We start from the raw sequence: 23,754 nt of genomic DNA on the forward strand, positions 1-23,754 counted from the left end.
CGGACAACGGCCTGCGGTGGTTAGGGTTTGCCTCATGACTGCCGGGTCGGCCTTGTGCCGTGAGCGGAACGGTTGCCCGGCCCTGACTTGATCAGGGCCCCTCCAGCTCCCGCGCCTGTTCGTTCGTTGGACACGCGCACTGGGAGAGGAGGTGATGCGCAATGCTTCCCAACGTTGGTGATGTCTTTTCGGGGAAGGTCGTCTCGACCGTTCCCTTCGGTTCGTTCATCGAGCACCCCGCCGGTGCACACGGGCTCCTGCACGGCCAGCAGGCCGAGGTCGGTGCCTCCGTGCAGGTGAAGGTGCTCGCGGTGGACGCTGAGCAGCAGCGGTTCAGCCTGGAGCTGGCGTGACGTGAGTGCTCGGGCAGAGGCGCCCTGCCCGGGCTTTCGTCACGGTCTCCGGTAGTCCGCGCACTCGCTGGTCAAGCGGTCGTGCAGGGTCTTGCGGTGCCCCTCCTCGAGGGGTGCCGGCCCGAGCGCGTCCGCTGGGCTGGTGACCCCGTGCAGCAACCTGTAGAGCACCACATCCGTTGCTGTGTAGAGCCAATCGTCCGCCTTGCCGGGCGGTGCGGCCGGTCCGAGCATGTTCTCGAACCACGCCGGGAACAGCAGATCCCTCGCCACCGCGTCCTCGATGCGGGTGCGGATCCGGTATCGCGTGTGCTTGATGGCCTCGTTGCCGGCCGACTTGGCGACGGTGTCCTTGGCGTGCGTGTCGTCGTCCGGTGGGTCTGGGCGGTTCAGCTGGGTGATCGCTCGCCACTGCTTGTAGTGCTTGCGCCACAACGCTTCTGCTGCCGGCGGGAGGTGGGTGAGCGCCTCGGCCGCGTCGATGGCCTGTGCGGCCTGTTTGTCGTACTCGGCTATGGCCTTGCGGGTGTCCTTGGCTTCCTGCGGGGTGAAAGTCCTTCTGGCGTAGGCTTCCTGGCCCTTGAGGATCTTGGCCAGGTCTGGCTGGTCTATCTCCGGCCAGTTGTCGAAGTCGGCCTTCTGGGTTTCGCTTGCCCTCACTTTTCTGTTCAGGGCTACCAGAAGGCGTTCCAGGCGGTGGACGCTCTCTGCCAGTTCGGTTACTCGGTCGTTGGTCTTGGTGAGCTTGCGGGTGTTGTCCTTGAGCTGGTTGGTGTGGGTCAGGTGGGTCTGGGCCGCTTCCGACTGGGTGTTGTCGAGGCGGGTTTCCAGGGATTTGAGCTCTCGTTTCAGACGCTCTGTTTTGTCTTCCAGGGCCTTGAGCGGGTCTATGTTCATTTGAGCGTCCTCCAGGCCCACCAGGTGATCCCTGCGGCGGTGATGAGTGTTGCCCAGCCGTTGAGGAGTGGGGTCAGGAGGGTGGCTGCCAGGGCCGCTGTGATCGCTGCTGTTCTTGCCCTGGGTTCCCAGATTTTTTGTCCTGTGGGGTCTACCAGGACTGATGCTGCTGTGGCTGTTGCGGTGAGGAGGGAGAGCAGGGACCAGGGGTCGAACCAACCCACCGCGACTATCAGGGCTGCTGCTGTGGTGGCGGCGGCTGTCGCTCGGTTCGGGGTGGTCAGCCTGGCTGCTTCCACGTCTCTCCTGGCCTGCATCACGGCTTCGACTTCGTCGTTCGTGGTGGTCAGGAGGGTGTGGAAGTCTTGGGTGCCTGGGCTTGCCGATTGGAGGGCTTTGAGGGCTGTTCGCAGGGAGTGCTGGCGGTCGGCCAGGCGAGCGAACGGATCGGCTGCCATGCCCTGAAATCGTGATCAAGCGGGGTGGGTGGGGCTAGGGTTGGGGAGGGAGTTGGTCCGGTTGCCGACGAACTTCCCTCGCTCGGACTAGTCGTCGCTTCGGTCGACTGCGGGGGCACCTTGCGGTACGCGGCCTGGCGGTACGGGGCTCTGCGGTACGCGGCCTGGCGGTACGCGGCCTGGCGGGTGGTTGCGTTGCGGGCGGCGAGCTTGCGGTTGCGTGCTTCCCCTGGGGGCTCTGCCCCCAGACCCCCGGCAATCTGATCAGGGGGCCCGCGCCGCCCGCAGGTAGATGGCACGCCTGTTGCGTTGGGCGGCCGCCGGTTGAGTTGTGAGTTGCGTCGGCGGTGGGGTCCCATCACGAGCCGAGCCAAGAGCGGGCCACATGCCTGAGGAGGTGTCAAGCGGACGAAAAGCGTGTCCGCTTGACACCTCCTCAGGCATGCAGCAAGTGCTATGGCGCGACTCGTGATGGGACCCCACCGCCCAGTGCCTATTCGAAGGACGGCTCGCCTGCGGCATCGCTGACCGAGGACGGCTCGCCTGCGGCATCGCGGGCTGACCGAGTTAGGACTTCCGGCGAGCTTCCGGGGGCCAGACGACCTCGATCGGTACGCCGGAGGCGCGTGCTTGTTCCACCACGTCTGCTGTGCCGCCCTTGCCTTGGGCTGGGACGCCGTCCCAGACCGCTATGAGGACCTCTACCGAGGCGAGCATTCGTTCGTTCGCTGCCACGTAGGCCAGGCGTCCGCTCGACATGTGCGGGAGGACGCTGACCACGGTGGCCGCTGCTCGTAGTTCGTCGTAGTCGGCTACCTGGTGTGGTTTCAGGCGGTCGCGGTAGTCCAGTGCTGGGAGGACCACCTCCACTTCGCCGCCCAGTGCGAGGACTGCTCTGGCGAAGACCTGGTCTGCTCCTGGGGCCAGGCAGGTCACGCCCACCAGGTTGGCGTCCAGCTTGGTCAGGGCCTCCGTGATGGCGGCCTGGACGGCTGGGATGCATTCTGGGACCAGGTTGCTGTGGCCGGTGATGCCTACTCGCATCAGGCTGTCCGGATCGCTCTGATCGCGTCCCTGGTGTCCTGCACGGCGGGGATGTGGCGGTGTCGTGCCGCCTCCTTCGCGAAGTCCTCCAGTTTGCGCAGGACGCGCCCCGAGGAGAGCTTCGCCGCTGTCGGCAGGACCTCGTTGATCAACCCGCACGCTGCCTCCGGGTCTCCCGCGACCATTTTGGTGCGCGCCAGTCCGATCACGTCGAATGCGCGGTTGCGCACCTTGGACGGGTCCCGTAGCGCCAGGGCTCGCCGGATGTGTTGTTCGGCGAAGACGGCCTGGGCCGGGTCGTGCATGGCGAGGTCTCGGCAGCGGGCGCCGATGACGCCCTCCAGTTCGGCCTCGTCGAAGTTGTGCAGGTAGCGCGGTTCGTTGTCCGCGTCTCGTTGCGCGAAGCTGTCCTGGGCCATGCCCACGGCCTGGTGGAACTCGCGGGTCTTGCCCATTTGGGCGTAGGCCCAGGCCTCGCGGGTGAGCAGGAGGGCTTTGAGCGTGGGTGTGCCCGTGCGGCGGGTGCCGTACTGGCCCAGTTGGACGAGCTCCAGGCCGTCCTCCGGGCGGCCCAGGTCGAACATCTGCCTCGCCATGGCGGCCAGGCAGAGGGCCGCGAAGCCGTCGTTGTGGCCGGCCTTGGCCATGCGGACGGCCAGCACGTAGTAGCGCTGCGCCGCGTTGTGCAGGCCCGCGTCGAACGACATGCTCGCCGCCACCTTCGACAGTTCGGCGCCGATGAAGAACGCGCGTTCCGTCGTCGGGCCGGACGGGGCCCTGCCCAGGCGTTCGGCCAGCTCGTCGAGCTGACCCAGGACTGCCTTGCGGGCCAGGCCGTAGCCGCCCCTGCCGCCCCAGCCGCGCAGGCCGTCGGCCACGCGTTGCAACGCGTAGAGCTCCTCCTCGCTGATCGCCGAGTGCGACGACCACTTCGACAGGTTCTGCAGGGGGTGCAACCACCGCTGCAGCGGCTCGACCAGTGCGGACCCCACCGTCACCGCGGCGGCTCCGGTGAGCGCCGCTCGTCTGCTGATCGCCAAGTCGCTCCTCGCCGTCTCCTCGACCGAACGGGCAATGCTCGTCGCCTCCCAGGGGGCGGCGAGCACGTCTGGCGGGCCTGCCACGGGGAGGCCCACCTGAGCTGGGATGACGACTCGGTCGAACCACAGTCGTTCGCCCGGTACACCGAGCACTTGTGCGAAATGGCGCAGCCGGTCGAGGCGGTCGATCTGGTTCTCGCCCGACTCGTAACGCGAGAGCTGCGCCTGGCTGATCCCGAGCCACGCCGCCATGCGGTCCTGCGTGACCCGGCTCAGGTGCTGGGGGTGGTGCCGGTACGCGGAGATCAGCGCACCCATGTCGCGGTCGGTGCACGCCGCCGCGATCGCTGGGTGGTCCCAGAAGTCGTTCGGCACTTCAGGTGGTCCGTGCACGTCCGCACGAGCGTTGCGGCGGCACCGGTGACACAGCCGATCGGAGTTGTCGGCGGCGATGAACGCCCCGCACGGGCAAGCGCGTCTGGATGTGGGTCTCGCTGCATCCATCGGCCTCGCCCCCGTCACTGAGCGTTCACCCAGTGTACGGAGGTGTGATCGTCAGTCCATCCATCTCATGCATAAGACGTAATGGGTTCGCGTGTCGCAGTCCTGGTCCCCCCGCCTGGCGGATGAGCTTCATACGTCCGCTGCATGAGGTGGATGCAGCGGACGAGTGGTGTTGGCGGGAACCGAGAAGCACCCTGCACAACGTCAGGCTGCGGGTGGATCCCCGTGGCTTGGCCAGTGCCTGACCCACCTAAGGGGAGGACAACCGCCGATGAGCCTCACGACCGCGGAGACCGGTACCGCCGGGATCCCACAGAACAGGGGACACGCACGTGCGATCGGGGAGGCCGTCGCGGGCTACCGGTTGCTCGGCTGGCAGGTGACCGTCACCGAGCAGGGTGTGTTCCTGCCCCTGGGCCCCGCCACGACAGCTTTGGCGATGCCGGCGCGGATCGGGTCGAGGGTGCTGGCCGATCTGAAGTCCCGGATGCTCGCCGGGCCCGTGACGGTGATCCCCGGCCCCCGCGAACACTGGATCTTCCTGGCCGAGCTGGTGGCGTTGCTGCCGACGCACCTCAAGGCGCCGCCGGAGGTCCAGTTCGTGCGATCGCCGCACCGGATAGCCCTGCCACCGACGATGACCAGGTACGGATCGCTGCGCTGGGCGAACCCGCCGTCGCACTCGCGGCACTGGTTCCCCCCGTTCACCGCCGTGCTGGCGCTGGCCCGGACGGCCGCCGCGGAGGACCAGCGCCGATAATCGGTGCTCGTGGATCGACGAACTGTGTTGTTGTGTGGGCTCGCTGCCGCGTTGAGCGCCTGTGGCGAGCCCGCTCCTCGCAAGACGGGTGGCGTCGGGACCGCCCGGCCCGGTGATCGGGTCGTGGCCGTGTCCGCGGTGCCCTCCGGTTCCGGCTTGCTGGTGGACATGCCCGGCAACGCCCAGCTGCTGGTCGTGCAACCTCGATCGGGTGAATTCCGGGCGTTCAACCCGGCCTGTCCGCACGTCGGTTCCCTCGTGAACCCGCCTGCCGCCGGAGTGATCACCTGCCCGTTGCACGGGAGCACGTTCGACCCCTCTTCGGGCGCTGTCCGCGAAGCACCTGCGACTTCGGGACTGACCGAGGTCGCACTCGTGCGTTCCGGCGACGATCTGGTGCTCGGCTGAGACCTGTGCATTTGCTGTGCATCGGTGCTCTCGCTGAACTCTCGCTGACTGATTCGCGTAATGCTGTGGTGTAACCCCGAACACCCTCACCACCACCACGGAGGATCGGTCGTGAACACCGAAAGCCCGGTCAGCAGGCGCGCGGCCCTGTGCGGAATCGCAGTCGCTCTCGCCGTGCCCAGCGGACTCGTGACGGCGTGCAGTTCCCCGAGTCCTTCCGGCTCCGCTCCGACCCAGGGCGGCTCGACCCCGACGGGGTCCAGCGGTTCCGCCGGGACCAGCGGCACCAAGCTGGTCGCGCTCGCCGACGTGCCCGAAGGCGGCGGTGCGGTCGTCGACGCCCCCGGCGGCAAGAAGATCGTCGTGGCGCGCATCTCCGCCACCGAGGTCAAGGCGTACGACGCGACGTGCCCGCACCAGGGGTCGATGGTCGCGGAGCCTTCCGGCGGCACCATCATCTGCCCTTCGCACGGCAGCCAGTTCGGTGCTTCCGACGGTGCGGTGAAGAAGGGGCCGGCGACGACCGGTCTGCGCGCCGTCTCCGTGAAGGTCGACGGTGACCAGGTGGTCCTGACCTGACCCTTTCTGTTTTTGTCAGACCGCGTCGATAGTCTGGACGGCGTGGCAGATCCCTCGACGTACCGCCCCGCTATGGGCACGATTCCCGAGGCTCCCGGCGTCTACAAGTTCCGCGACGCCGGTGGCCGGGTCGTGTACGTCGGCAAGGCGAAGAGCTTGCGCAGCAGGCTGAACTCCTACTTCGCGGATCTGGCCGGGCTGCACCCGCGCACCCGCCAGATGGTGACGACGGCGGCCTCCGTCGAGTGGACGGTCGTCACCACCGAGGTCGAGGCGCTGCAGCTCGAGTACAACTGGATCAAGGAGTACGACCCGCGCTTCAACGTCCGGTACCGCGACGACAAGTCGTACCCGGTGCTGGCCGTCACGCTGCACGAGGACTACCCGCGCCTGCACGTGTACCGGGGGCCGCGCAAGAAGGGCGTGCGCTACTTCGGGCCGTTCGCCCACGCCTGGGCGATCCGCGAGACGCTCGACCTGCTGCTGCGCGTGTTCCCCGCGCGCACGTGCTCGGCGGGTGTTTTCAAGCGGCACAACCAGATCGGCCGCCCGTGCCTGCTCGGGTACATCGACAAGTGCTCGGCGCCGTGCGTGGGCAAGGTGTCGGCGGACGAGCACCGCGACATCGTGCTCGACTTCTGCGACTTCCTGGCGGGCAAGACGGACAACATGGTCCGCCGCCTCGAACGCGAGATGCTGCAGGCGTCGGAGGAGCTGGAGTTCGAACGAGCGGCCCGGCTGCGCGACGACCTGGGCGCGTTGCGCCGTGCGATGGAGAAGCAGGCCGTCGTCCTGGGCGACGGCACCGACGCCGACGTGATGGCGTTCGCGCAGGACGAGCTGGAGGTCTCGGTCCAGGTCTTCCACGTGCGCGGCGGCCGGGTGCGCGGCCAGCGCGGCTGGGTGCTCGACAAGGTGGAGGCGCTCGACGACGGAGGGCTCGTCGACCAGTTCATCATGCAGTTCTACGGCGACGACACGGAGAACACCCCGCGCGAGGTGCTGGTCCCGGTGCTGCCGGAGGACGCGCCCGCGCTGGAAGACCTGCTGTCCGAGCAACGCGGCTCACGGGTCGTGCTGCGCGTCCCGCAACGAGGCGACAAGCGGGCGTTGATGGAAACGGTGGCGCGCAACGCCTCCGAGGCCTTCGCCCAGCACAAGCTCCGCCGGGCGGGCGACCTGACCGCCCGTTCCGCCGCACTGCAGGAGATCCAGGACGCGCTGGCGCTCGACACCGCACCGTTGCGCATCGAGTGCATCGACATCAGCCACGTCCAGGGCACGGATGTGGTGGCGTCCCTGGTCGTGTTCGAGGACGGCCTGGCCCGCAAGTCGGAGTACCGCCGCTTCGCCATCCGCGAGGCGGCCACCGAGGGCGACGTCGCCTCGATCGCCGAGGTGGTCCGCCGCCGCTTCCAGGCCATGCTGCGCGAAACGGCCTCGGGCGGCCCGAACCCGGGCATCGACCCGGACACCGGCAAACCCCGCAAGTTCGCCTACCCGCCCAACCTCCTGGTGGTCGACGGCGCGGGCCCCCAGGCAGCGGCGGCCTCCGACGTCCTGGCCGAACTGGGCATCACCGACGTGGCCGTCGTCGGCCTGGCCAAGCGCCTCGAAGAGGTCTGGGTTCCCGGCGAGGCGGACCCGGTGATCCTGCCGCGCTCGAGCGACGGCCTGTACCTGTTGCAACGAGTCCGCGACGAGGCACACCGCTTCGCCATCGCCTACCACCGCCAGAAGCGCTCGAAGCGCATGACCACCTCGGAGCTCGACGAGGTGCCGGGCCTCGGCGAGACCCGCAAAGCCGCACTGCTCAAGCACTTCGGCTCGGTCCGCAAACTGCGACAGGCCACAGTGGACGAGATCAGCGACGTACCGGGCGTGGGCCGGCGCACCGCGGAGGCCGTGGTGGCGACACTGGCCTCGGGCGGGAAGGCCTGATGGTGTCGGACATGCCGCCGCTCCCTGCTCTGGCCGAGTCGTTGCTGACCGATCTGCACGCGCCCCCACGCCTGGCGGCGCACCTGCGCCTCGTGCACGACGTGGCGTGCGAGCTGGTCGCGTGGGTGTCACGACACCACCCCGCGGTGGCTCTCGACCAGGAGGCGGTGCTCTTCGGCGCGGCCACCCACGACATCGGGAAGGTGTTGCACCCCAACGAGTTGTCCGGCCCGGGGTCCGCCCACGAGCCAGCGGGCTACGCGCTGCTGCTGGAGCGCGGCGTCTCGGAGCGGCTGGCCCGCTTCGCCCGTACGCACGCGTCGTGGACGGCGCCGGGGATCAGCCTGGAGGAGCTGCTCGTCAGCCTCGCGGACAAGGTGTGGAAGGCCAAGCGCGTGCCGGAGCTCGAGCAACTCGTGACCGAAAGGCTGGCCGCGGCCGCGGGCCTGGAGTCGTGGGAGGTGTTCATGGCGCTGGACGACGAGCTGGACCGGATCGCGTCGGACGCCGACGCGCGGCTGGCGTACCAGTCGAGCTACCCGGTCGCGGTGTGAGTGCGATGCCGCGTGCGTGTGGACGTGCCGTGCCGCGGTGGTGGCGCGCCTGCGAACGCGCGGTGCCGCACCTGCCTCGCGTGGCGCACCTGTCTCGCGTGGCGCACTTGTCTCGCGTGCCGCAGTGGGCGTGCGCGCGCGAACGCCCGGTTCTCCTCCCGCCTGCCGCACCCTTGTTGCCTGCCGCACTTCTCGGGCCTGCCACGCTTTCTCGTGCGTTGCGCTCCTCCCGTGCGCCGCACGAGACCGGCCTGCCGCGCTCTCTCGGCGCCGCACTCCTCCGGCCTGCCGCGCCCTCTCTCGCGCCGCACTCCTCCGGCGTGCTGTGCCCTCCTCACGCCGGACCCTTCCCGCTTGCCACACCCTTCCCGCGTGCTGCACTTCTCCGGCTTGCCGTGTCCTCTCTCGGCGCCGCACTCGTCCCGCTTGCCGCGTCCTCTCTCTCGCGTGGTGCACTTCTCCGGCCTGCCGCGTCCTCTCACGCGCCGTACTCCTCCGGCTTGCCGCGCTCTCTCGCGCCGCACTCTTCCCGCCTGCCGCGTCCTCGCGCGCCGTACTCCTCCGGCCTGCCGCGCTCTCTCGCGCGCCGTACTCCTCCGGCCTGCCGCGCCCTCTCTCGCGCGCCGCACTCGTCCCGCATGCCGCGCCCTCCCGCGCGCCGCATCCCTGCTGCCCGCCTCACCCTCCCGCCTACCGCAACACCCCACCACCAGCCCACCCTCCGCGAGCCGCACCAGCCCCACCCGCCGCACTGGTCACGCCCGCCCTGCGAGCAGCCCGCACACGGGGCGAGGATCGTGACCGCGGCCACGACGCGCCCGTCTCAATCGCCGAACCTGCCGCGCGTGAGGGCCGTTCCAGTGGAGACTCACCCAGGGCGCGCCCGGTCGTGGCGTGGCCCAGCATCGAGCTTGCCCAAACGAGAGTGCGGTAGAAACGCGCTCATGAACAGGTAACGGAGTCGTAGTCGTGAACGCGGAGAAGTCCGGCATCGAAGTCGCCGTGGTGACCGGGCTGTCCGGTGCGGGCCGCAGCACCGCGGCCAAGTGCCTGGAGGACCTCGGCTGGTTCGTCGTGGACAACCTGCCCCCGGAACTCATCGCCACCATGGTCGAGCTCGGCGCCCAGGCGCGCGGGGCGATCACCAGGGTCGCCGTCGTCATGGACGTGCGCAGCCGCGCGTTCACCGAGGACCTGGCCGCCATCATCAAGGACCTGGACGCGCGTGGGTACAAGCCGCGTGTGCTGTTCCTCGAAGCCACCGACGACGTGCTGATCCGGCGGTTCGAGGCGGTGCGCCGCGGTCACCCGATGCAGGGGGACGGGCGGCTGCACGACGGCATCGAGGCCGAGCGGATCCTGCTGACGCCGCTCAAGCAGGAAGCCGACCTCGTGCTCGACACGTCGGCGCTGAGCATCCACCAGCTGCGGGCCAAGATCGAGGACTCGTTCGGCTCCGAGGCCGCGAGCAGGACGCGGGTCACCGTGCTGAGCTTCGGCTACAAGTACGGGCTGCCGATGGACGCCGACCTCGTCATGGACGTGCGGTTCCTGCCGAACCCGTTCTGGATCCCGGAGCTGCGGGAGCAGACGGGTCTCGATGGTGAGGTGCGCAACTACGTGCTGTCCCAGGAGGGCGCGGACGAGTTCCTTGATCGGTACCACGAGCTCCTGAGGCTCATCGGTGCCGGTTACCGGCGTGAGGGCAAGCGCTACCTGACGCTCGCGATCGGGTGCACCGGCGGCAAGCACCGCAGTGTCGCCCTGAGCGAAGAGCTGGCCACGCGGCTGGCGAGCGAGGACGGCATGGCCGTGAAGGTCGTGCACAGGGATCTGGGACGTGAGTGACGAAGTTGAAAGCTGTTGCTTTGGGTGGCGGGCACGGGCTGCACGCGACGCTGACTGCGTTGAGGCGGGTCACCGACGACGTGACGGCCGTGGTGACCGTCGCGGACGACGGGGGCTCCTCGGGCCGTCTCCGGCGTGAGCTGCAAGACCTGTTGCCGCCGGGTGACCTGCGCAAGGCCATGGCGGCGCTGGCGGGGGAGGACGAGGCCAGCCAGCGCTGGACGTCGCTGTTCAAGCACCGGTTCGGTGGGACGGGGGCGCTCGCGGGCCACGCGGTCGGCAACCTGGTGATCGCCGGGCTGCTCGAGCAGCTCGGCGACCCGGTCGCGGTGCTGGACCTGACGAGCAGGCTGCTCGGCGTCAAGGGCAGGGTGCTGCCGATGTCGAACGATCCGCTCGACATCGAGGCCGACGTCATGGGCCTCGACGAGGACGTGACGGACGTGCGGCGCATCCGGGGGCAGGTCGCCATCGCGACCACGCCGGGGCTCGTGCAGCGCATCCGGCTGACTGCCCCGAACGGGCGACCTGCCGGCTGTCCGGAAGCAGTACAGGCTGTACTTGACGCCGATGTCGTGGTACTCGGGCCCGGATCGTGGTTCACCAGCGTCTTGCCGCATCTGCTGGTGCCCGATCTGCTCGACGCGCTGGTGCGCACGCGTGCCAAGAAGGTGCTCGTGCTCAATCTCGTCCCCCAACCGGGTGAAACTGCTGGTTTCTCTCCGGAGCGGCATTTGGACGTAGTCTGCGAACACGCACCCGAGCTGAAGGTGGACGCGGTGATCGCCGACGTCGACTCGGTCCCGACCCCGGACCGGCTGACGCGAGCCGCCTCGGCACTGGGCGCGCGTACGCATCTGGCGAAGATCGCCGCACCGGAGGCCGCGGAACGGCATGATCCGGAGGCGCTCGCCGGTTGCCTGAGGCAAGTGGTCGAGGAGACCGGAGTGGGAGGGACGAGCCCGTGGCGATGACGTCGGCGGTCAAGGACGAGCTGAGCAGGCTCGCGGTATCCAAGACCTGTTGCCGCCGCGCGGAGGTGTCCTCCCTGCTCAGGTTCGCCGGCGGCCTGCACATCGTGTCCGGCCGGGTCGTCGTCGAGGCCGAGCTCGACCTGGGTTCCGCGGCCCGCAGGCTGCTCAAGGAGATCCAGGCGCTCTACGGCCACCACGCCGAGGTCTTCACGATCCAGTCCAACGGCCTGCGCAAGGGCACCCGGTACGTCGTCCGCGTGGTCAAGGACGGCGAGGGTCTCGCCCGGCAGACCGGTCTGCTCGACCCGCGCGGCCGCCCGGTCCGAGGCTTGCCCGCGCCGGTCGTGTCCGGCGGTGTGTGCGACGCCGAAGCCGCGTGGCGTGGCGCCTTCCTGGCACACGGCTCGCTGACCGAACCGGGCCGCAGCTCGTCGCTGGAGATCACCTGCCCCGGCCCCGAGGCCGCGCTGGCACTGGTCGGCGCGGCGCGCAGGATGGGCATCTCGTCCAAGTCGCGCGAGGTCCGCGGGGCCGAGCGCGTGGTGATAAGGGACGGCGACGCCATCGGCGCGATGCTGACCAAGCTCGGCGCGCACGACAGCGTCATGGCGTGGGAAGAGCGCCGGATGCGGCGCGAGGTCCGCGCCACCGCGAACAGGCTGGCGAACTTCGACGACGCGAACCTGCGCCGCTCGGCCCGCGCGGCCGTCGCGGCGGCCGCACGGGTCGCCCGCGCGCTGGAGATCCTCGGCCCGGAGGCGCCGGACCACCTGGCCGCCGCCGGCACACTGCGCCTCGCGCACCGCCAGGCGTCGCTGGAGGAACTGGGCCAGCTGTCGGACCCGCAGATGACCAAGGACGCGGTGGCAGGCCGTATAAGGCGTCTGCTGGCCATGGCGGACAAGCGGGCCAAGGACCTGGGGCTGCCGGACACCGAGTCCGCGGTCACGGCGGAGATGCTCGAAGCCGAGGTCTGAGAGACGTTTGCCGGGCCCCGAGTCGATCGACTCGGGGCCCTTTCGCATCTAAAAAGTGACTAAAAGCCACTGACTGATCCTCTTTAGATTTTCTTCAGTTCGCCCTGTGATCGTTCTTCCATCGAGCAACCCTGAACAGGGAAAATCGGAGGAAACGAGAATGAAGTACCCCACTGCGATCCTGTCTGCGGTGACCGTCGCATCGCTCTTCGTCGGTGCGTTCACCGGTGTCGCGTCCGCTGACTTGAACGCCCTGCCCTGTACGTCCGGCGGGCCCACCGCTGCGGATTCCGCCGCTGCATCCGCCCTGAACCCGTTACTCGGCAACAAGATGCGTGGTTCGATGACCGCATATAACACGTCTTGTGCCAGAGCCGTGGTGGAGCGGGTGAAGGCTCGTGGGTTCAACCAGCGTGCCGCTGCGATCGCTCTGGCGACAACGATTGTCGAGTCGAGCAACGCGAACCTCGACGGAGGCGACCTGGACTCGGTTGGCCTCTACCAGCAGCGGGCGAGTTGGGGCAGCTTTGCGGAACGGACGAACCCGCAGATCGCCACCGACAAGTTCCTCGACACGATGGTCCGCTTTTACCCCAACGGGTCCTGGAACAACGCGAGCATCGGTGCCGTGGCCGCGGATGTGCAGCGGCCGCGCGAGGACCTCCGCTACAAGTACGGCGTCGAGGCATCCGACGCGGTCAAGATCGGGAACCACCTCTGGGGCGGAGGCGGTGGCGGGACCCCGTTCGGCAAGGCGGATGTGGTGCGGTTCAACGTCGACGGCTCGCTGACCGGCTGGCAGAACAGTGACGCCCTGGCCGGATCCTGGTACGCGCCGCAGGCCATCGGTGGCACCGGTCCGGTCGAGCCCGCACGGCTGAAGTTCGGTGACCTCAACGGCGACGGCCGGGAGGATCTGGTCCGCGTGAACCCCGACGGCTCGCTCACCGGCTGGCAGAACAACAAGGCTCTGGCCGGGTCGTGGTTCGCGCCGTCCACCATTGGTGGCGTCGGCTCGGTCGACCCGAAACAACTGCGGCTGGCCGACCTCAACGGTGACCACAAGGCCGACCTGATCAAGGTAGACATCGACGGCTCGCTCACCGCCTGGCAGAACAACGACGCCCTGGCCGGTTCCTGGCACGCCCCGAAGGCCATCGGCAGCACCGGTCCCGTCGACCCTGCGCAGCTGCGTTTCGCGGACCTCAACGCGGACGGCAAGGCCGACCTGATCAGGGTCAACGCGGACGGCTCGCTGACCGCCTGGCAGAACAGCAACGCCCTGGCCGGGTCGTGGTTCGCACCGTCGACCATCGGTGGTGTCGGGGCCGACGGTGTCGCCGGAGTCCGGTTCGCGGACCTCAACGCGGACGGGAAGGCGGACGTGATCAAGGTCTACAGCGGTGGTTCGTTGACCGCCTGGCAGAACAACGACGCCCTGGCCGGTTCCTGGCACGCGCCGTCGAACATCGGCGGCGTGGGCATCGACCAGCCCGACCGCGTCGAGTTCGCCGAGCTCGGCTGAGCAATCCGAAACCACACTGGACAAGGAGAATCGTCATGAAACTCAGCCGCGCCATCATCCGGGTCGCCACGACCCTGCTCTCCGCCGCAGTCCTCAGCCCGCTCCTGCTCGCAGGTCAGGCCCAGGCCGCGACCGGCGCCGACATCGCCAACCTGGCCAACGCCAATGAGGGCAAGATGGCCTGCAGCACCAACAGTTTGGGAGGCAGATACTTCTACACCAGCTGCACCGGTTTCAGCGGGCGTCCCGAGTACTGGTGCGCGGACTTCGCCAAGTGGGTCTGGGCGAACGTCGGAGGCATCAGCGTCAACGGCCTCGACCCAGGCGCCCGCAGTTTCTACCGCTACGGCGTCGCCAACAGTTCGCTCAGCGACACTCCGCGCGTCGGTGACGCCGCGGTCTTCAGCCCGAACAACTCGGCGAGCAACATCCAGCACGTGGCCATCGTCGTCGCGGTCAACTCCAACGGCACGGTCCGCGTCCAGAACGGCAACTGGGACGGCGGGTCCGGCGACCAGCCGACGACTTCAGGCCGCTCCCGTGTGGTGCCGACGACGATCAACGCCACGACCGGCACCTACTCGGCGAGCGAGGGCTACTACCTCGTGAAGTACGTCCGCCCGGCAGGGGTGAGCGATGCGCCGCCGCCCCCGCAGTTCGGCAAGGCCGACGTCGTGCGGCTCGAGGCGGGAGGCTCACTGACCGGCTGGCAGAACTTCGACGCGCTCGGTGGATCTTGGTTCGCACCGGAGGGCATCGGCGGAGTCGGACCGGTGGAGGCCTCGCGGGTGAAGTACGGCGACCTCGACGGTGACGGCAAGGAAGACATCGTCCGCGTCAACGCGGACGGCTCGCTGACCGGCTGGAAGAACGGCAACGCGCTCACCGGTTCGTGGCACGCCCCAGCGGGCATCGGCGGCGTCGGTGACGCCGACCCGGCTCAGCTCCGGCTCGCCGACCTCAATGGTGACAAGCGCGCGGACCTGGTCAAGATCGGTACGGACGGCTCGCTGACCGCGTGGCTGAACAACAACGCCCTGGCGGGCTCCTGGTATGCGCCGGTGGCCATCGGCAGCACGGGTCCGGTCAACCCGGCGCAGCTGCGCTTCGCCGACCTCAACGCGGACCGCAAAGCCGACCTGATCAAGGTCCACGCTGACGGCACACTCGTCGCGTGGCAGAACAGCGACGCCTTCGCCGGTTCGTGGTACGCACCATCGACCATCGGTGGTGTCGGCGCCGGTCCGATCTCCGGCGTCAAGTTCGCGGATCTCAACGCGGACGGTAAGGCAGAGGTGATCAGGGTGTCCGGTGACGGCTCGCTGACGGCTTGGCAGAACAACAACGCGCTGGCGGGTTCGTGGCACGCCCCGTCGTCCATCGGCGGCGTCGGCACCGTCGACCCCGAGCGCGTGGAGTTCCCCGACCTCGGCTGACCTGAACGGCTCGAGAAGGCCCGCACCGGCGATCCGGTGCGGGCCTTCTCGGCGTTCGGCGACCGGTCCACACGGCGAGTTGGGCCTGCGACCGCAGCCCCGGTGTCGAAGGTGCGCGGGTGACGTGCCGCGCGACTGTGTGCGGCGAGATGCCGAGCCGCTGCTCGATCTGCCGGTTCGTCAGCCCTTCGCGACCAGCGTCGCCACGTCCTGTTCGCGTGCAGTGACCAGTCCGTTGGGATTCTCGACGAGACGTTTCGTCTCGTTTCGTGCCAGCGGGGCCTGCTCCTCATGGCAGCCGGCGAAGGTGTCGAGCGCGCCGGGACGGCCTAGCCGTTTCACCGAGCGGATTTCCACGGTCGCGCAGGCGGCGGTGGCGGCTATGACAGACCCGACCAGACCCGAGGGCCCGCTCGTGCCGCCCCAGGACCGTCCCGTCGTCGACGAGTGGCTCGCGCGCATCGCGGCCGTCGTCGGGACCGGTTCGCAGGAGACCGGTCCGGAGGCTTGCCGCTCCGCCGCCGAGGCCGCGGAGGAGCTGAGCGCCTACCTCTGGATGCTCCGCGCGTTCCGCCGCCGAACGGCCTAATCAGGACCCCTTTTTCTGGCTCGATACAGAGATACTCACTATCCCTGTGACCAGGGACGCAGTTCGGCAGATAGGGTGGGCTCGTTCCTACCAAGCTGAACGCAAGGAGTCAGTCGTGACGGTTCGTGTAGGTGTCAATGGTTTCGGTCGCATCGGGCGCAACTTCTTCCGCGCCGTGAGGGCCGGTGGCCACGACATCGAGATCGTCGCGTTCAACGACCTCGGTGACGTCGCCACGATGGCGCACCTGCTGAAGTACGACAGCATCCTCGGTCGTCTGGACGCCGACGTGCAGGTCACCGACGAGGGCATCTCCGTCGACGGCAAGGTCATCAAGGCCCTGGCCGAGCGCGACCCGGGCAAGCTGCCCTGGAAGGACCTCGGCGTCGACGTCGTGGTCGAGTCGACCGGTTTCTTCACCGACGCCACCAAGGCCCGCTCGCACGTGGACGAGGGCGGCGCCAAGAAGGTCATCATCTCCGCGCCCGCCAAGAACGAGGACCTCACCGTCGTCATCGGCGCGAACGAGGAGAAGTTCGACGGTTCGCAGACGATCATCTCGAACGCGTCCTGCACCACCAACTGCCTCGCGCCGCTGGCCAAGGTCCTCAACGACAGCTTCGGCATCGAGCAGGGCCTCATGACCACGATCCACGCGTACACGCAGGACCAGAACCTGCAGGACGCGCCGCACAGCGACCTCCGCCGTGCCCGCGCCGCCGCGCTGAACATCGTCCCGACCTCCACGGGTGCCGCGAAGGCCATCGGCCTGGTGCTGCCGGAGCTCAAGGGCAAGCTCGACGGCTACGCGCTGCGCGTGCCGATCCCCACCGGCTCGGCCACCGACCTGACCGTCACGCTCAAGCGCGAGGTCACCGTCGACGAGGTCAACGCCGCGTACAAGGCCGCCGCCGAGGGCCCCCTGGCCGGCATCCTCAAGTACTCGACGGACCCGATCGTGTCGGCCGACATCGTCACCGACCCGCACTCGTGCATCTACGACGCGCCGCTGACCAAGGTCATCGGCAACCAGGTCAAGGTCGTCGGCTGGTACGACAACGAGTGGGGCTACTCCAACCGCCTCGCGGACCTGGTCAAGCTCGTCGCCTCCAAGATCTGAGTTCGGGAGCGGAACGTTGAAGACTCTCAGCGACCTGCTCGCCGAGGGTGTCGCGGGTCGGCGCGTGCTCGTGCGCGCCGACCTGAACGTCCCCCTCGACGGAGACAAGATCACCGACGACGGCCGCGTGCGCGCGTCGGTGCCGACGATCAAGGCACTCGCCGACGCGGGTGCCCGCGTGATCGTCACCGCCCACCTCGGCCGCCCCAAGGGCGAGCCGGACCCGAAGTTCTCCCTCGCGCCCGCCGCCGCTCGCCTCGGTGAGCTGCTCGGCACCGAGGTCCCGCTCGCGAGCGACCTCGTCGGCCCGTCCGCCACCTCCGTGGTCGGCGCGCTGACCGACGGTGGCGTCGTGATGCTGGAGAACGTCCGCTTCGACGCCCGCGAGACCTCGAAGGTCGACGCGGAGCGCGCGGAGCTCGCGGACGAGCTCGCCTCGTTCGCGGACGCGTTCGTGTCCGACGGCTTCGGTGTCGTGCACCGCAAGCAGGCCTCGGTCTACGACGTGGCGCAGAAGCTGCCCGCGTACGTCGGCGGTCTCGTCGAGGCCGAGCTCGGCGTGCTCAAGAAGCTCACCGACGACCTGGAGCGCCCGTACGTCGTGGCGCTCGGCGGGTCGAAGGTGTCCGACAAGCTCGGCGTCATCGCGAACCTGCTGTCCAAGGTCGACCGGCTGCTCATCGGCGGCGGCATGGCGTACACGTTCCTCAAGGCCCAGGGCCACGAGGTCGGCACGTCGCTGCTGCAGGAGGACCAGCTCGACCAGGTCAAGGGCTTCCTCGCGGAGGCCGAGAAGCGCGGCGTCGAGCTCGTGCTGCCGGTCGACGTGCTGGTCACGGCCGAGTTCGGCAACGTCGAGCACGACGTCGTCGCGATCTCCGACATCCCCGCGGACAAGATGGGCCTCGACATCGGCCCGAAGTCGCGCGAGCTGTTCGCGTCGAAGCTCGCCGACGCCAAGACCGTGTTCTGGAACGGCCCCATGGGCGTCTTCGAGATCGAGACCTACGCCGGTGGCACCCGTGCCGTCGCCGAGGCCCTCGTGAAGTCCGAGGCGTTCACCGTCGTCGGCGGCGGCGACTCGGCCGCGGCGGTGCGTGCGCTGGGTCTGCCCGAGGACGGCTTCTCGCACATCTCCACCGGCGGCGGCGCCTCCCTCGAATACCTCGAGGGCAAGGAACTCCCCGGCATCAGCGTTTTGGAGTCCTGATGGCAGCCCGGCTCCCGCTCATCGCGGGCAACTGGAAGATGAACCTCAACCACCTCGAGGCCATCGGCCTCGTGCAGAAGATCGCCTTCTCCCTCCCGGAGAAGTACTTCGCCAAGGTCGAGGTCGCCGTTCTTCCCCCGTTCGTCGACATCCGCAGCATCCAGACGCTGGTCGACGGCGACAAGCTGCTGCTGAAGTACGGCGCCCAGGACATCTCGCAGCACGAGTCCGGCGCGTACACCGGCGAGGTGTCCGGCGCGATGCTGAAGAAGCTGGCCTGCCACTACGTCGTGGTCGGTCACTCCGAGCGCCGCGAGTACCACGGCGAGACGGACGCGATCATCAACGCCAAGGTCAAGGCGGCGCTGAAGCACGAGGTCACCCCGATCTTCTGCTTCGGCGAGAAGCTCGACGTCCGCGAGGCCAAGGGTCACCTGGAGCTGGTGCGCCAGCAGCTCGAGGACGGCCTGAAGGGCTTCACGGCCGAGCAGGTCGCCAAGATCGTGTTCGCCTACGAGCCCGTGTGGGCCATCGGCACCGGTCGCACCGCTTCCTCTGCCGACGCGCAGGAGGTGTGCTCGCTGGTCCGCTCGTTCGTGGCGGAGAAGTACGGCGAGGAGACCGCGGCGGTTGTGCGGGTGCTGTACGGCGGTTCGGTGAAGTCGTCCAACATCGGTGAGCTCATCGCGCAGAAGGACATCGACGGCGCTCTCGTCGGCGGTGCCAGCCTTCAGGCGGACGAATTCACCAAGCTGTGCGCATTGGCTGCCGGCGGGCCTCTACCCTAAGTTGATCTGGCTAAACCCATAACCCCACTGGTTGCACACGTTCGGCAGTCGAACAGGTACTCTATGGCGTCGGCTGCCTGACAGCGAGGAAGAAATGATCCTGTTCCTGCAGATCCTGTTGATCGTCTCCAGCGTGCTGCTGGTGCTGCTCGTGCTGTTGCACCGCGGCCGTGGTGGCGGCCTTTCCTCGCTGTTCGGCGGCGGTATGCAGTCGAGTCTGTCCGGTTCCTCCGTCGTGGAGAAGAACCTCGACCGCCTGACGCTCTTCGTCGGCGCGATCTGGGTCATCGCCATCGTGGGCATCGGACTGCTGATCAAGCTGCCTCCGTCAGCCTGATCAACCGTTCAGCGGCAGAAGCCCCTCGGGGCTTGGGGTAACCACTTGGTGGGGGTGTAACGGTCGATGTCTGGTGGTAACGCGATTCGCGGTACCCGCGTCGGCGCAGGCCCGATGGGCGAATCGGAGCGCGGCGAGTCCGCGCCCCGTCGTCGGGTGTCGTACTGGTGCGCGAACGGTCACGAGTCCCGGCCTTCTTTCGCGATGGAAGCGGACGTGCCGGAGAACTGGGACTGCCCGCGCTGCGGCCTGCCGGCAGGTCGTGACGAGCAGACGCCACCCGCGCCTCCGCGCAACGAGCCGTACAAGACGCACCTCGCGTACGTGAAGGAGCGGCGCTCCGACGCGGACGGTGAGGCGATCCTCGAAGAGGCTCTCGCCAAGCTGCGCCGTCAGCGCGAAGAGCCGTAAGCCTGGCTCGCAGATCAACGCGAAAGGCCCCCTCTACTGCGGAGAGGGGGCCTTTCGCGTCTGATCAGGGGTCTTACCGCCTCAGGCCGGAGAACTGACGGCGCAGCATCGCGGCGCCGATGAGCAGGAAGAACAGCAGCACCACGAGCGTGCTGGTCGAGCCGCCGGACGAGCTCATCAACGTCACGTCCACGTTGCCCACGAGCACGATGCCGCACTCCGCGCGCACCTTGTGACGGCCGGGCTCGATGCTGGCGAACTTCACCGGGGACGAGAACCCGCCGTTCTCGTCGGCCGTCGTCTTGCCGACGTCCTGACCCAGCGACCTCAGGGTCACGCTCGCGCCCTTGGGACAGCCGGTGCCGGTCGCGGTCAGGTCGTCACCGGGCTGGATGTTCTCCTTGTCCAGCACGAGGACGCCGTCGGCGGGACCGGTGAACGCGTCGGTGGTGGAGGAGGACGAGGGCGTCGACGAGTCCGTGGTGGTCGTCGTGGTCGTGGTCGTCACCGGGGGAGTCGTGGTGGTCGTGACGACCGGCGGACGGGTCGTCACGGGCGGGTTGGTCACCGGTGGGTTGGTGACGGGCGGCTGCGTGGTGGTGGTCGGCTGCCTGGTCGTGGTGACGGGCGGCGGGGGCGTCACGGTGAACTGGTTGCGCGCGATGTGCTGGCACTCGTCCGTCGCGGTGAAGGTGTACGTGCCCACCTTGGTCCCGGGCGGGATGGTGGCCGTGACCGAACCAGTGGACGCGTACGGCGCGGTGGCCAGTACGCTCCCGGCCCAGTTGATGCGGATCGTGCCCTTGCATCTGATGAAGCCTGACCAGGTGAAAGTCGTACTGGAGCCGGCCGGGCCGCTGTTAGGATTCGCGGTCACCGTCGTCTGCTGCTGTGCGGCCGCAGGTGTGGCGACCAGCACCGTAACACCGGCTGCTACAGCCACGAGTAAGCCTAAAGACCGCATTCCCTCTCCCCGGATCAGAACCTAAGGTGCGCTAGTGAGACGTCGCATGGCCGGTGCAGGTTTACTGCTGTTGTGCGGAATTATGCTGCTCCCACCGACGGCTTCCGCACAGGACGGGTCCGTGATCCTCGAGGCCGATGTGGACGGTAGGCCGGTTGGAGTAGGGAATCTGGTGCTGGACCCGTCGCAGACCGCCAAGGTCTCGATCACGGTCCGCAACAACACGAACACCCTGCAGCGCGTGAAGACCGTGCGGATCAGCGGCACCGCGCTGGCGTTGACCTTCTTCTCCTACGACACAACGGTTCCGTTCGAGGTGCAGGCGAAGTCGTCGGAGACCCGGTCGTTCCCCCTTGACCCCACGGACCTCGGCTCGCAGGCCATCGGTCTCCTTCCGGTCACGGTCGAGGTCATCGACGCGCAACGCGAGAGCATCGCGTCCGTCGAGACGACCGGTGACGTCAAGGGTTCGCTCTGGTCGGTCTACGGGGCGTTCGGGCTGGGCGTGCTCGTGCTGACGGCGTTGTCGTGGGCGGGGGCGTTGATCGCACTGGCGCGCAGGAGGCTTCCCGCGAACCGGTGGCAGCGGGCCATGCGGTTCCTGCCCGCGGGCATCGGGACCGGGCTGATCGCGGTGATCTCGTTGTCGGTGCTGCGGCTGGTGGCGCCGTCGCCGACGGCCGAGATCCCGTTCATCGTCGGGGCCGCGGCGGCCGCGTTCGTTCTCGGCTACGTGACACCGCATCCTGGCGAACGGTCACCGTCCTCAATGGATGCGGACACGGTGAGGATCCAGCGGTGAGTCTGTCCAGTGTGGTCGCCGCCCTGCCGCAGTACGCCGTCGGCGAGCAGATCGGCGAGGGCGGCATGGGCGTCGTCTACGGCGGTCTGCACCGCCAGCTCGGGCGTCCCGTGGCGATCAAACGGCTGCCGCACGCGGTGGCCGAGGACCCGAGGATGAGCGAGCGCTTCGAGCACGAGGCGCGGCTGCTGGCCCGGCTCGACCACCCGCACATCGTGCCGGTCTACGACTACGTCCGGCAGCAGGGCGAGCACCTGCTGGTGATGGAACGCCTCGACGGCGGCACGGTCTGGTCGCGGTTCTCCGGCGACGGGCTGACGGCGCAGCAGTCGTGCGGGATCGTGCTGGCGGCGTTGTCCGGGCTGCACGCGGCGCACGACGCCGGGGTGCTGCACCTCGACGTGAAGCCGAAGAACCTGCTCTTCACCTCGAACGGCGTGGTGAAGGTGGCGGACTTCGGCATCTCGCAGGTGGTGTCGGAGGGCGCGACGCTCGTGACGCACGGTGGCGCGGTGCTCGGCACGCCCGCGTACATCGCGCCGGAGCAGGCGATGGGTAACGCGCTGTCGCCCGCGGCCGACGTCTACGCGACCGGCACGATGCTCTACGAACTGCTCTGCGGCGACCTGCCGTTCGAACGCGGCGGCGGCCCGATCGCGATGATCCAGAAGCGGGTGTTCCAGGACCCGAGGCCGTTGCCGAACGTGCCGGAACCCCTTGCGGGCGTGGTGATGCGCAGCATCGCCCGGGAGCCCGACGCGCGGTACCGCAACGCCGAGACGTTCGCGATCGACCTGGCCGCCGCGGCGGGCCACCTGTTCGGTCCGGACTGGCTCGTGCGCCTGGGCATGCCCGTGCACCTCGCACCGCAGGTGTCGTCGTCGTCCACGCGTCCGTCGCTGCGGCCCGTGCCCGAACGCGACACCGTGACGCTCACCGGGCAGCGGATCAGGGCCACGCTGGTCGACCCGATCCCGGCCGCGCGCCTGAGCGGCAGCAGCACGTTGGTGCCGGCCGCGCAGGTGATCAAGCCGCCGTCGACGCCGTGGGCGTTGTGGCTGGTGGCCGCGCTCGCGTTGATCGCGATGGTCGTCGTGCCGTTCGTGGCGACGGCCAACACGCTCACGACCTCGGTCACGCTGGACCTCGCGGATCCGGTGAAGGCCGACGGCACGCACCTCGTCGTGACGGCGGCCGGTATCCCGATCGCGGACGTGGAGCGCACGCCGGAGGGGTTCGTGCTGCCCGGTGTCACGCGGTGGATCGTCGGCGGCGCCGTGCGGGCCCAGGTCGACGAGCAGCCGCCGTTCCTGCTGGTGTCGAGCCAGACGCCGTGGCTGAGCCTCATGGGCACCGGTTCGGTGCTGTTGCTGCTCTTCGCGTTCGCGTACCTGGAGTCGAACCTGCGCGCGTTGCGGCGGCGGCAGACCGGCGTGGCGGCGATCATCGCGTCGGTGCCGCTCGGCCTCGTGCTGGGGCTCGCCGTGTGGCTGCTGGTGTCGGTGCTGCTCACGCACGAGCCGACGATGTCGATCGCGCTCACGTGCGGGGTGCTGGGTGCGGCGGCGGCGTTGAGCGCGTCGCTCGCCTCTAAGCGGCCCTGACCGCTCGTTCGAACAGGTCCGCGAGTTCGCTCGCGTACGCGGAGACGTCGGTGTCCGGCCGGGCCACGAGCTCGGCCGGCGCCGCCTCCATCGCGGCGAGCACCGACACGGCCATCACGCGAGGCGAGAACGCCCGCAGTTCGCCGAGCGCCTGACCCTCGCGGAACATGTCCTCCAACTCGTCCAGCGTGGCCGCGTTCTGCGCTTCTGCCCACGCCCGTGCGGCTTCCGCGTCGCGTGCGGCGGCCGCGATCTGGGAGATCGCGATGAGCTCCGCGGGATGCTCGGCGCAGTAGTGCACGAAGCCCTTGATGAGCTGCCGTAGCGCCGTGACGTGGTCGGTGGCGTTCTCGGTGTACGTGGTCAGTGCGCGGTCCATCGAGTCGTGCACGGTCAGCATGACCTGCTTCATCAGCTCCTCGCGCTTGGCGAAGTGGTACGTGATGAGCCCAGGGCTGATGCCCGCACGCTGCGCGATCTGCACGAACGACGACTTCGCGTACCCGATCTCGGTGATCGTCGCGATCGTCGCGGCCACGATCTGACCGCGCCGGGCGTCCTCGATGAAGCTGCGCTTCTGGCCGCCCGACCGATTTTCTGGTTGCATGACCAGTAGCCTAGTTGAGTAACT

At 68.7% G+C, this 23,754-nt stretch carries 27 protein-coding genes; 19 read left to right on the forward strand and 8 right to left on the reverse strand.

From position 1 onward, the window contains the following. Positions 1–161: 161 nt before the first annotated feature. Positions 162–353 (forward strand): S1 RNA-binding domain-containing protein, encoded by a 192-nt coding sequence (locus tag IEY88_RS18325; RefSeq protein ID WP_189155947.1) that lies wholly within the window; start codon positions 162–164, stop codon positions 351–353. 39 nt (positions 354–392) lie between these two features. Here IEY88_RS18325 and IEY88_RS18330 read toward each other — a convergent pair whose 3' ends face one another. The 4 genes from IEY88_RS18330 to IEY88_RS18345 form a co-directional block, all read right to left on the reverse strand. After that, a complete protein-coding gene (locus tag IEY88_RS18330) occupies positions 393–1,271 on the reverse strand; it encodes a hypothetical protein (RefSeq protein WP_189155948.1) in 879 nt (292 codons plus the stop codon). Further along, complete coding sequence (locus IEY88_RS18335; protein ID WP_189155949.1) at positions 1,247–1,708, reverse strand: hypothetical protein; 462 nt, start codon at positions 1,706–1,708, stop codon at positions 1,247–1,249. Before IEY88_RS18335 ends, IEY88_RS18330 begins: the two co-directional genes overlap by 25 nt. A gap of 567 nt (positions 1,709–2,275) precedes the next feature. Next, positions 2,276–2,752 (reverse strand): hypothetical protein, encoded by a 477-nt coding sequence (locus IEY88_RS18340; RefSeq protein WP_189155950.1) that lies wholly within the window; start codon positions 2,750–2,752, stop codon positions 2,276–2,278. Continuing rightward, complete coding sequence (locus tag IEY88_RS18345; protein ID WP_229693497.1) at positions 2,752–4,167, reverse strand: helix-turn-helix domain-containing protein; 1,416 nt, start codon at positions 4,165–4,167, stop codon at positions 2,752–2,754. Before IEY88_RS18345 ends, IEY88_RS18340 begins: the two co-directional genes overlap by 1 nt. Before the next feature lie 400 nt (positions 4,168–4,567). Between IEY88_RS18345 and IEY88_RS18350 the strand changes: the two genes are divergently transcribed. The 5 genes from IEY88_RS18350 (at position 4,568) to IEY88_RS18370 (ending at position 8,538) form a co-directional block, all read left to right on the forward strand. After that, entirely contained in the window at positions 4,568–5,056 is a 489-nt protein-coding gene (locus IEY88_RS18350) for a hypothetical protein (RefSeq protein ID WP_189155952.1), read from the forward strand. Between the two features lie 9 nt (positions 5,057–5,065). Next, positions 5,066–5,464 carry a Rieske (2Fe-2S) protein gene (locus IEY88_RS18355; protein ID WP_189155953.1) on the forward strand — a complete coding sequence of 133 codons (399 nt, stop codon included), beginning with the start codon at positions 5,066–5,068 and terminating at the stop codon, positions 5,462–5,464. 111 nt (positions 5,465–5,575) lie between these two features. Next, positions 5,576–6,043, forward strand: coding sequence for a Rieske (2Fe-2S) protein (locus IEY88_RS18360; RefSeq protein ID WP_229693498.1), 468 nt, complete (start codon positions 5,576–5,578; stop codon positions 6,041–6,043). 42 nt (positions 6,044–6,085) lie between these two features. Continuing rightward, a complete protein-coding gene (uvrC, locus tag IEY88_RS18365; protein ID WP_189155955.1) occupies positions 6,086–7,984 on the forward strand; it encodes an excinuclease ABC subunit UvrC in 1,899 nt (632 codons plus the stop codon). Positions 7,985–7,995: 11 nt separating this feature from the next. Beyond that, positions 7,996–8,538 (forward strand): HD domain-containing protein, encoded by a 543-nt coding sequence (locus IEY88_RS18370; protein ID WP_189155956.1) that lies wholly within the window; start codon positions 7,996–7,998, stop codon positions 8,536–8,538. Positions 8,539–9,016: 478 nt separating this feature from the next. Here IEY88_RS18370 and IEY88_RS18375 read toward each other — a convergent pair whose 3' ends face one another. Continuing rightward, on the reverse strand, positions 9,017–9,202 hold the full coding sequence (locus IEY88_RS18375) for a hypothetical protein (RefSeq protein ID WP_189155957.1): 186 nt from the start codon (positions 9,200–9,202) through the stop codon (positions 9,017–9,019). A 326-nt stretch (positions 9,203–9,528) separates the two neighbouring features. Here IEY88_RS18375 and rapZ point away from each other — a divergent pair, with 326 nt between their 5' ends. The 5 genes from rapZ to IEY88_RS18400 all read left to right on the forward strand — a co-directional run bounded on the left by rapZ (position 9,529) and on the right by IEY88_RS18400 (position 15,298). Further along, positions 9,529–10,386 carry an RNase adapter RapZ gene (gene rapZ / locus IEY88_RS18380; protein WP_189156083.1) on the forward strand — a complete coding sequence of 286 codons (858 nt, stop codon included), beginning with the start codon at positions 9,529–9,531 and terminating at the stop codon, positions 10,384–10,386. 5 nt (positions 10,387–10,391) lie between these two features. Further along, complete coding sequence (locus IEY88_RS18385) at positions 10,392–11,360, forward strand: gluconeogenesis factor YvcK family protein (protein ID WP_189156084.1); 969 nt, start codon at positions 10,392–10,394, stop codon at positions 11,358–11,360. After that, positions 11,351–12,337: a DNA-binding protein WhiA gene (gene whiA / locus IEY88_RS18390; RefSeq protein WP_189155958.1), complete on the forward strand. Its 987-nt coding sequence runs from the start codon at positions 11,351–11,353 to the stop codon at positions 12,335–12,337. The genes IEY88_RS18385 and whiA overlap by 10 nt, the downstream gene beginning before the upstream one ends. A gap of 160 nt (positions 12,338–12,497) precedes the next feature. Then, positions 12,498–13,862 (forward strand): FG-GAP repeat domain-containing protein, encoded by a 1,365-nt coding sequence (locus IEY88_RS18395; protein ID WP_189155959.1) that lies wholly within the window; start codon positions 12,498–12,500, stop codon positions 13,860–13,862. 35 nt (positions 13,863–13,897) lie between these two features. After that, positions 13,898–15,298, forward strand: a complete 1,401-nt coding sequence (locus IEY88_RS18400) for an FG-GAP-like repeat-containing protein (protein WP_189155960.1) — start codon at positions 13,898–13,900, stop codon at positions 15,296–15,298. A gap of 180 nt (positions 15,299–15,478) precedes the next feature. Here the strand turns inward: IEY88_RS18400 and IEY88_RS18405 are convergent, their stop codons facing one another. After that, positions 15,479–15,655: a hypothetical protein gene (locus tag IEY88_RS18405; RefSeq protein WP_189155961.1), complete on the reverse strand. Its 177-nt coding sequence runs from the start codon at positions 15,653–15,655 to the stop codon at positions 15,479–15,481. A 25-nt stretch (positions 15,656–15,680) separates the two neighbouring features. Here IEY88_RS18405 and IEY88_RS18410 point away from each other — a divergent pair, with 25 nt between their 5' ends. The 6 genes from IEY88_RS18410 to IEY88_RS18435 all read left to right on the forward strand — a co-directional run bounded on the left by IEY88_RS18410 (position 15,681) and on the right by IEY88_RS18435 (position 19,753). Continuing rightward, entirely contained in the window at positions 15,681–15,887 is a 207-nt protein-coding gene (locus tag IEY88_RS18410) for a hypothetical protein (RefSeq protein ID WP_189155962.1), read from the forward strand. Positions 15,888–16,002: 115 nt separating this feature from the next. Beyond that, positions 16,003–17,007, forward strand: coding sequence for a type I glyceraldehyde-3-phosphate dehydrogenase (gene gap / locus IEY88_RS18415; RefSeq protein WP_189155963.1), 1,005 nt, complete (start codon positions 16,003–16,005; stop codon positions 17,005–17,007). 16 nt (positions 17,008–17,023) lie between these two features. Next, positions 17,024–18,217 (forward strand): phosphoglycerate kinase, encoded by a 1,194-nt coding sequence (locus tag IEY88_RS18420; protein WP_189155964.1) that lies wholly within the window; start codon positions 17,024–17,026, stop codon positions 18,215–18,217. Continuing rightward, the gene (tpiA, locus tag IEY88_RS18425) at positions 18,217–19,005 is read left to right on the forward strand and encodes a triose-phosphate isomerase (RefSeq protein ID WP_189155965.1); all 789 of its coding nucleotides are present in this window, start codon (positions 18,217–18,219) and stop codon (positions 19,003–19,005) included. The genes IEY88_RS18420 and tpiA overlap by 1 nt, the downstream gene beginning before the upstream one ends. A 94-nt stretch (positions 19,006–19,099) precedes the next feature. Next, entirely contained in the window at positions 19,100–19,342 is a 243-nt protein-coding gene (secG, locus tag IEY88_RS18430) for a preprotein translocase subunit SecG (protein WP_189155966.1), read from the forward strand. Positions 19,343–19,408: 66 nt separating this feature from the next. Then, positions 19,409–19,753 carry an RNA polymerase-binding protein RbpA gene (locus tag IEY88_RS18435; protein ID WP_090067021.1) on the forward strand — a complete coding sequence of 115 codons (345 nt, stop codon included), beginning with the start codon at positions 19,409–19,411 and terminating at the stop codon, positions 19,751–19,753. 73 nt (positions 19,754–19,826) lie between these two features. On the opposite strand, the gene IEY88_RS44305 is transcribed toward IEY88_RS18435, so the two are convergent. After that, positions 19,827–20,630, reverse strand: a complete 804-nt coding sequence (locus IEY88_RS44305) for a hypothetical protein (protein WP_229693500.1) — start codon at positions 20,628–20,630, stop codon at positions 19,827–19,829. 259 nt (positions 20,631–20,889) lie between these two features. Here IEY88_RS44305 and IEY88_RS18445 point away from each other — a divergent pair, with 259 nt between their 5' ends. Then, a complete protein-coding gene (locus IEY88_RS18445) occupies positions 20,890–21,519 on the forward strand; it encodes a hypothetical protein (RefSeq protein ID WP_229693501.1) in 630 nt (209 codons plus the stop codon). Continuing rightward, on the forward strand, positions 21,516–23,123 hold the full coding sequence (locus IEY88_RS18450) for a serine/threonine-protein kinase (RefSeq protein ID WP_189155967.1): 1,608 nt from the start codon (positions 21,516–21,518) through the stop codon (positions 23,121–23,123). Before IEY88_RS18445 ends, IEY88_RS18450 begins: the two co-directional genes overlap by 4 nt. Here the strand turns inward: IEY88_RS18450 and IEY88_RS18455 are convergent. Next, on the reverse strand, positions 23,110–23,730 hold the full coding sequence (locus tag IEY88_RS18455; protein WP_189155968.1) for a TetR/AcrR family transcriptional regulator: 621 nt from the start codon (positions 23,728–23,730) through the stop codon (positions 23,110–23,112). The two genes, IEY88_RS18450 and IEY88_RS18455, sit on opposite strands and share 14 nt — an antisense overlap. Between the last annotated feature and the right edge of the window lie 24 nt (positions 23,731–23,754).

This window comes from Lentzea pudingi, assembly GCF_014646255.1.
Taxonomy (GTDB): Bacteria; Actinomycetota; Actinomycetes; order Mycobacteriales; family Pseudonocardiaceae; genus Lentzea; species Lentzea pudingi.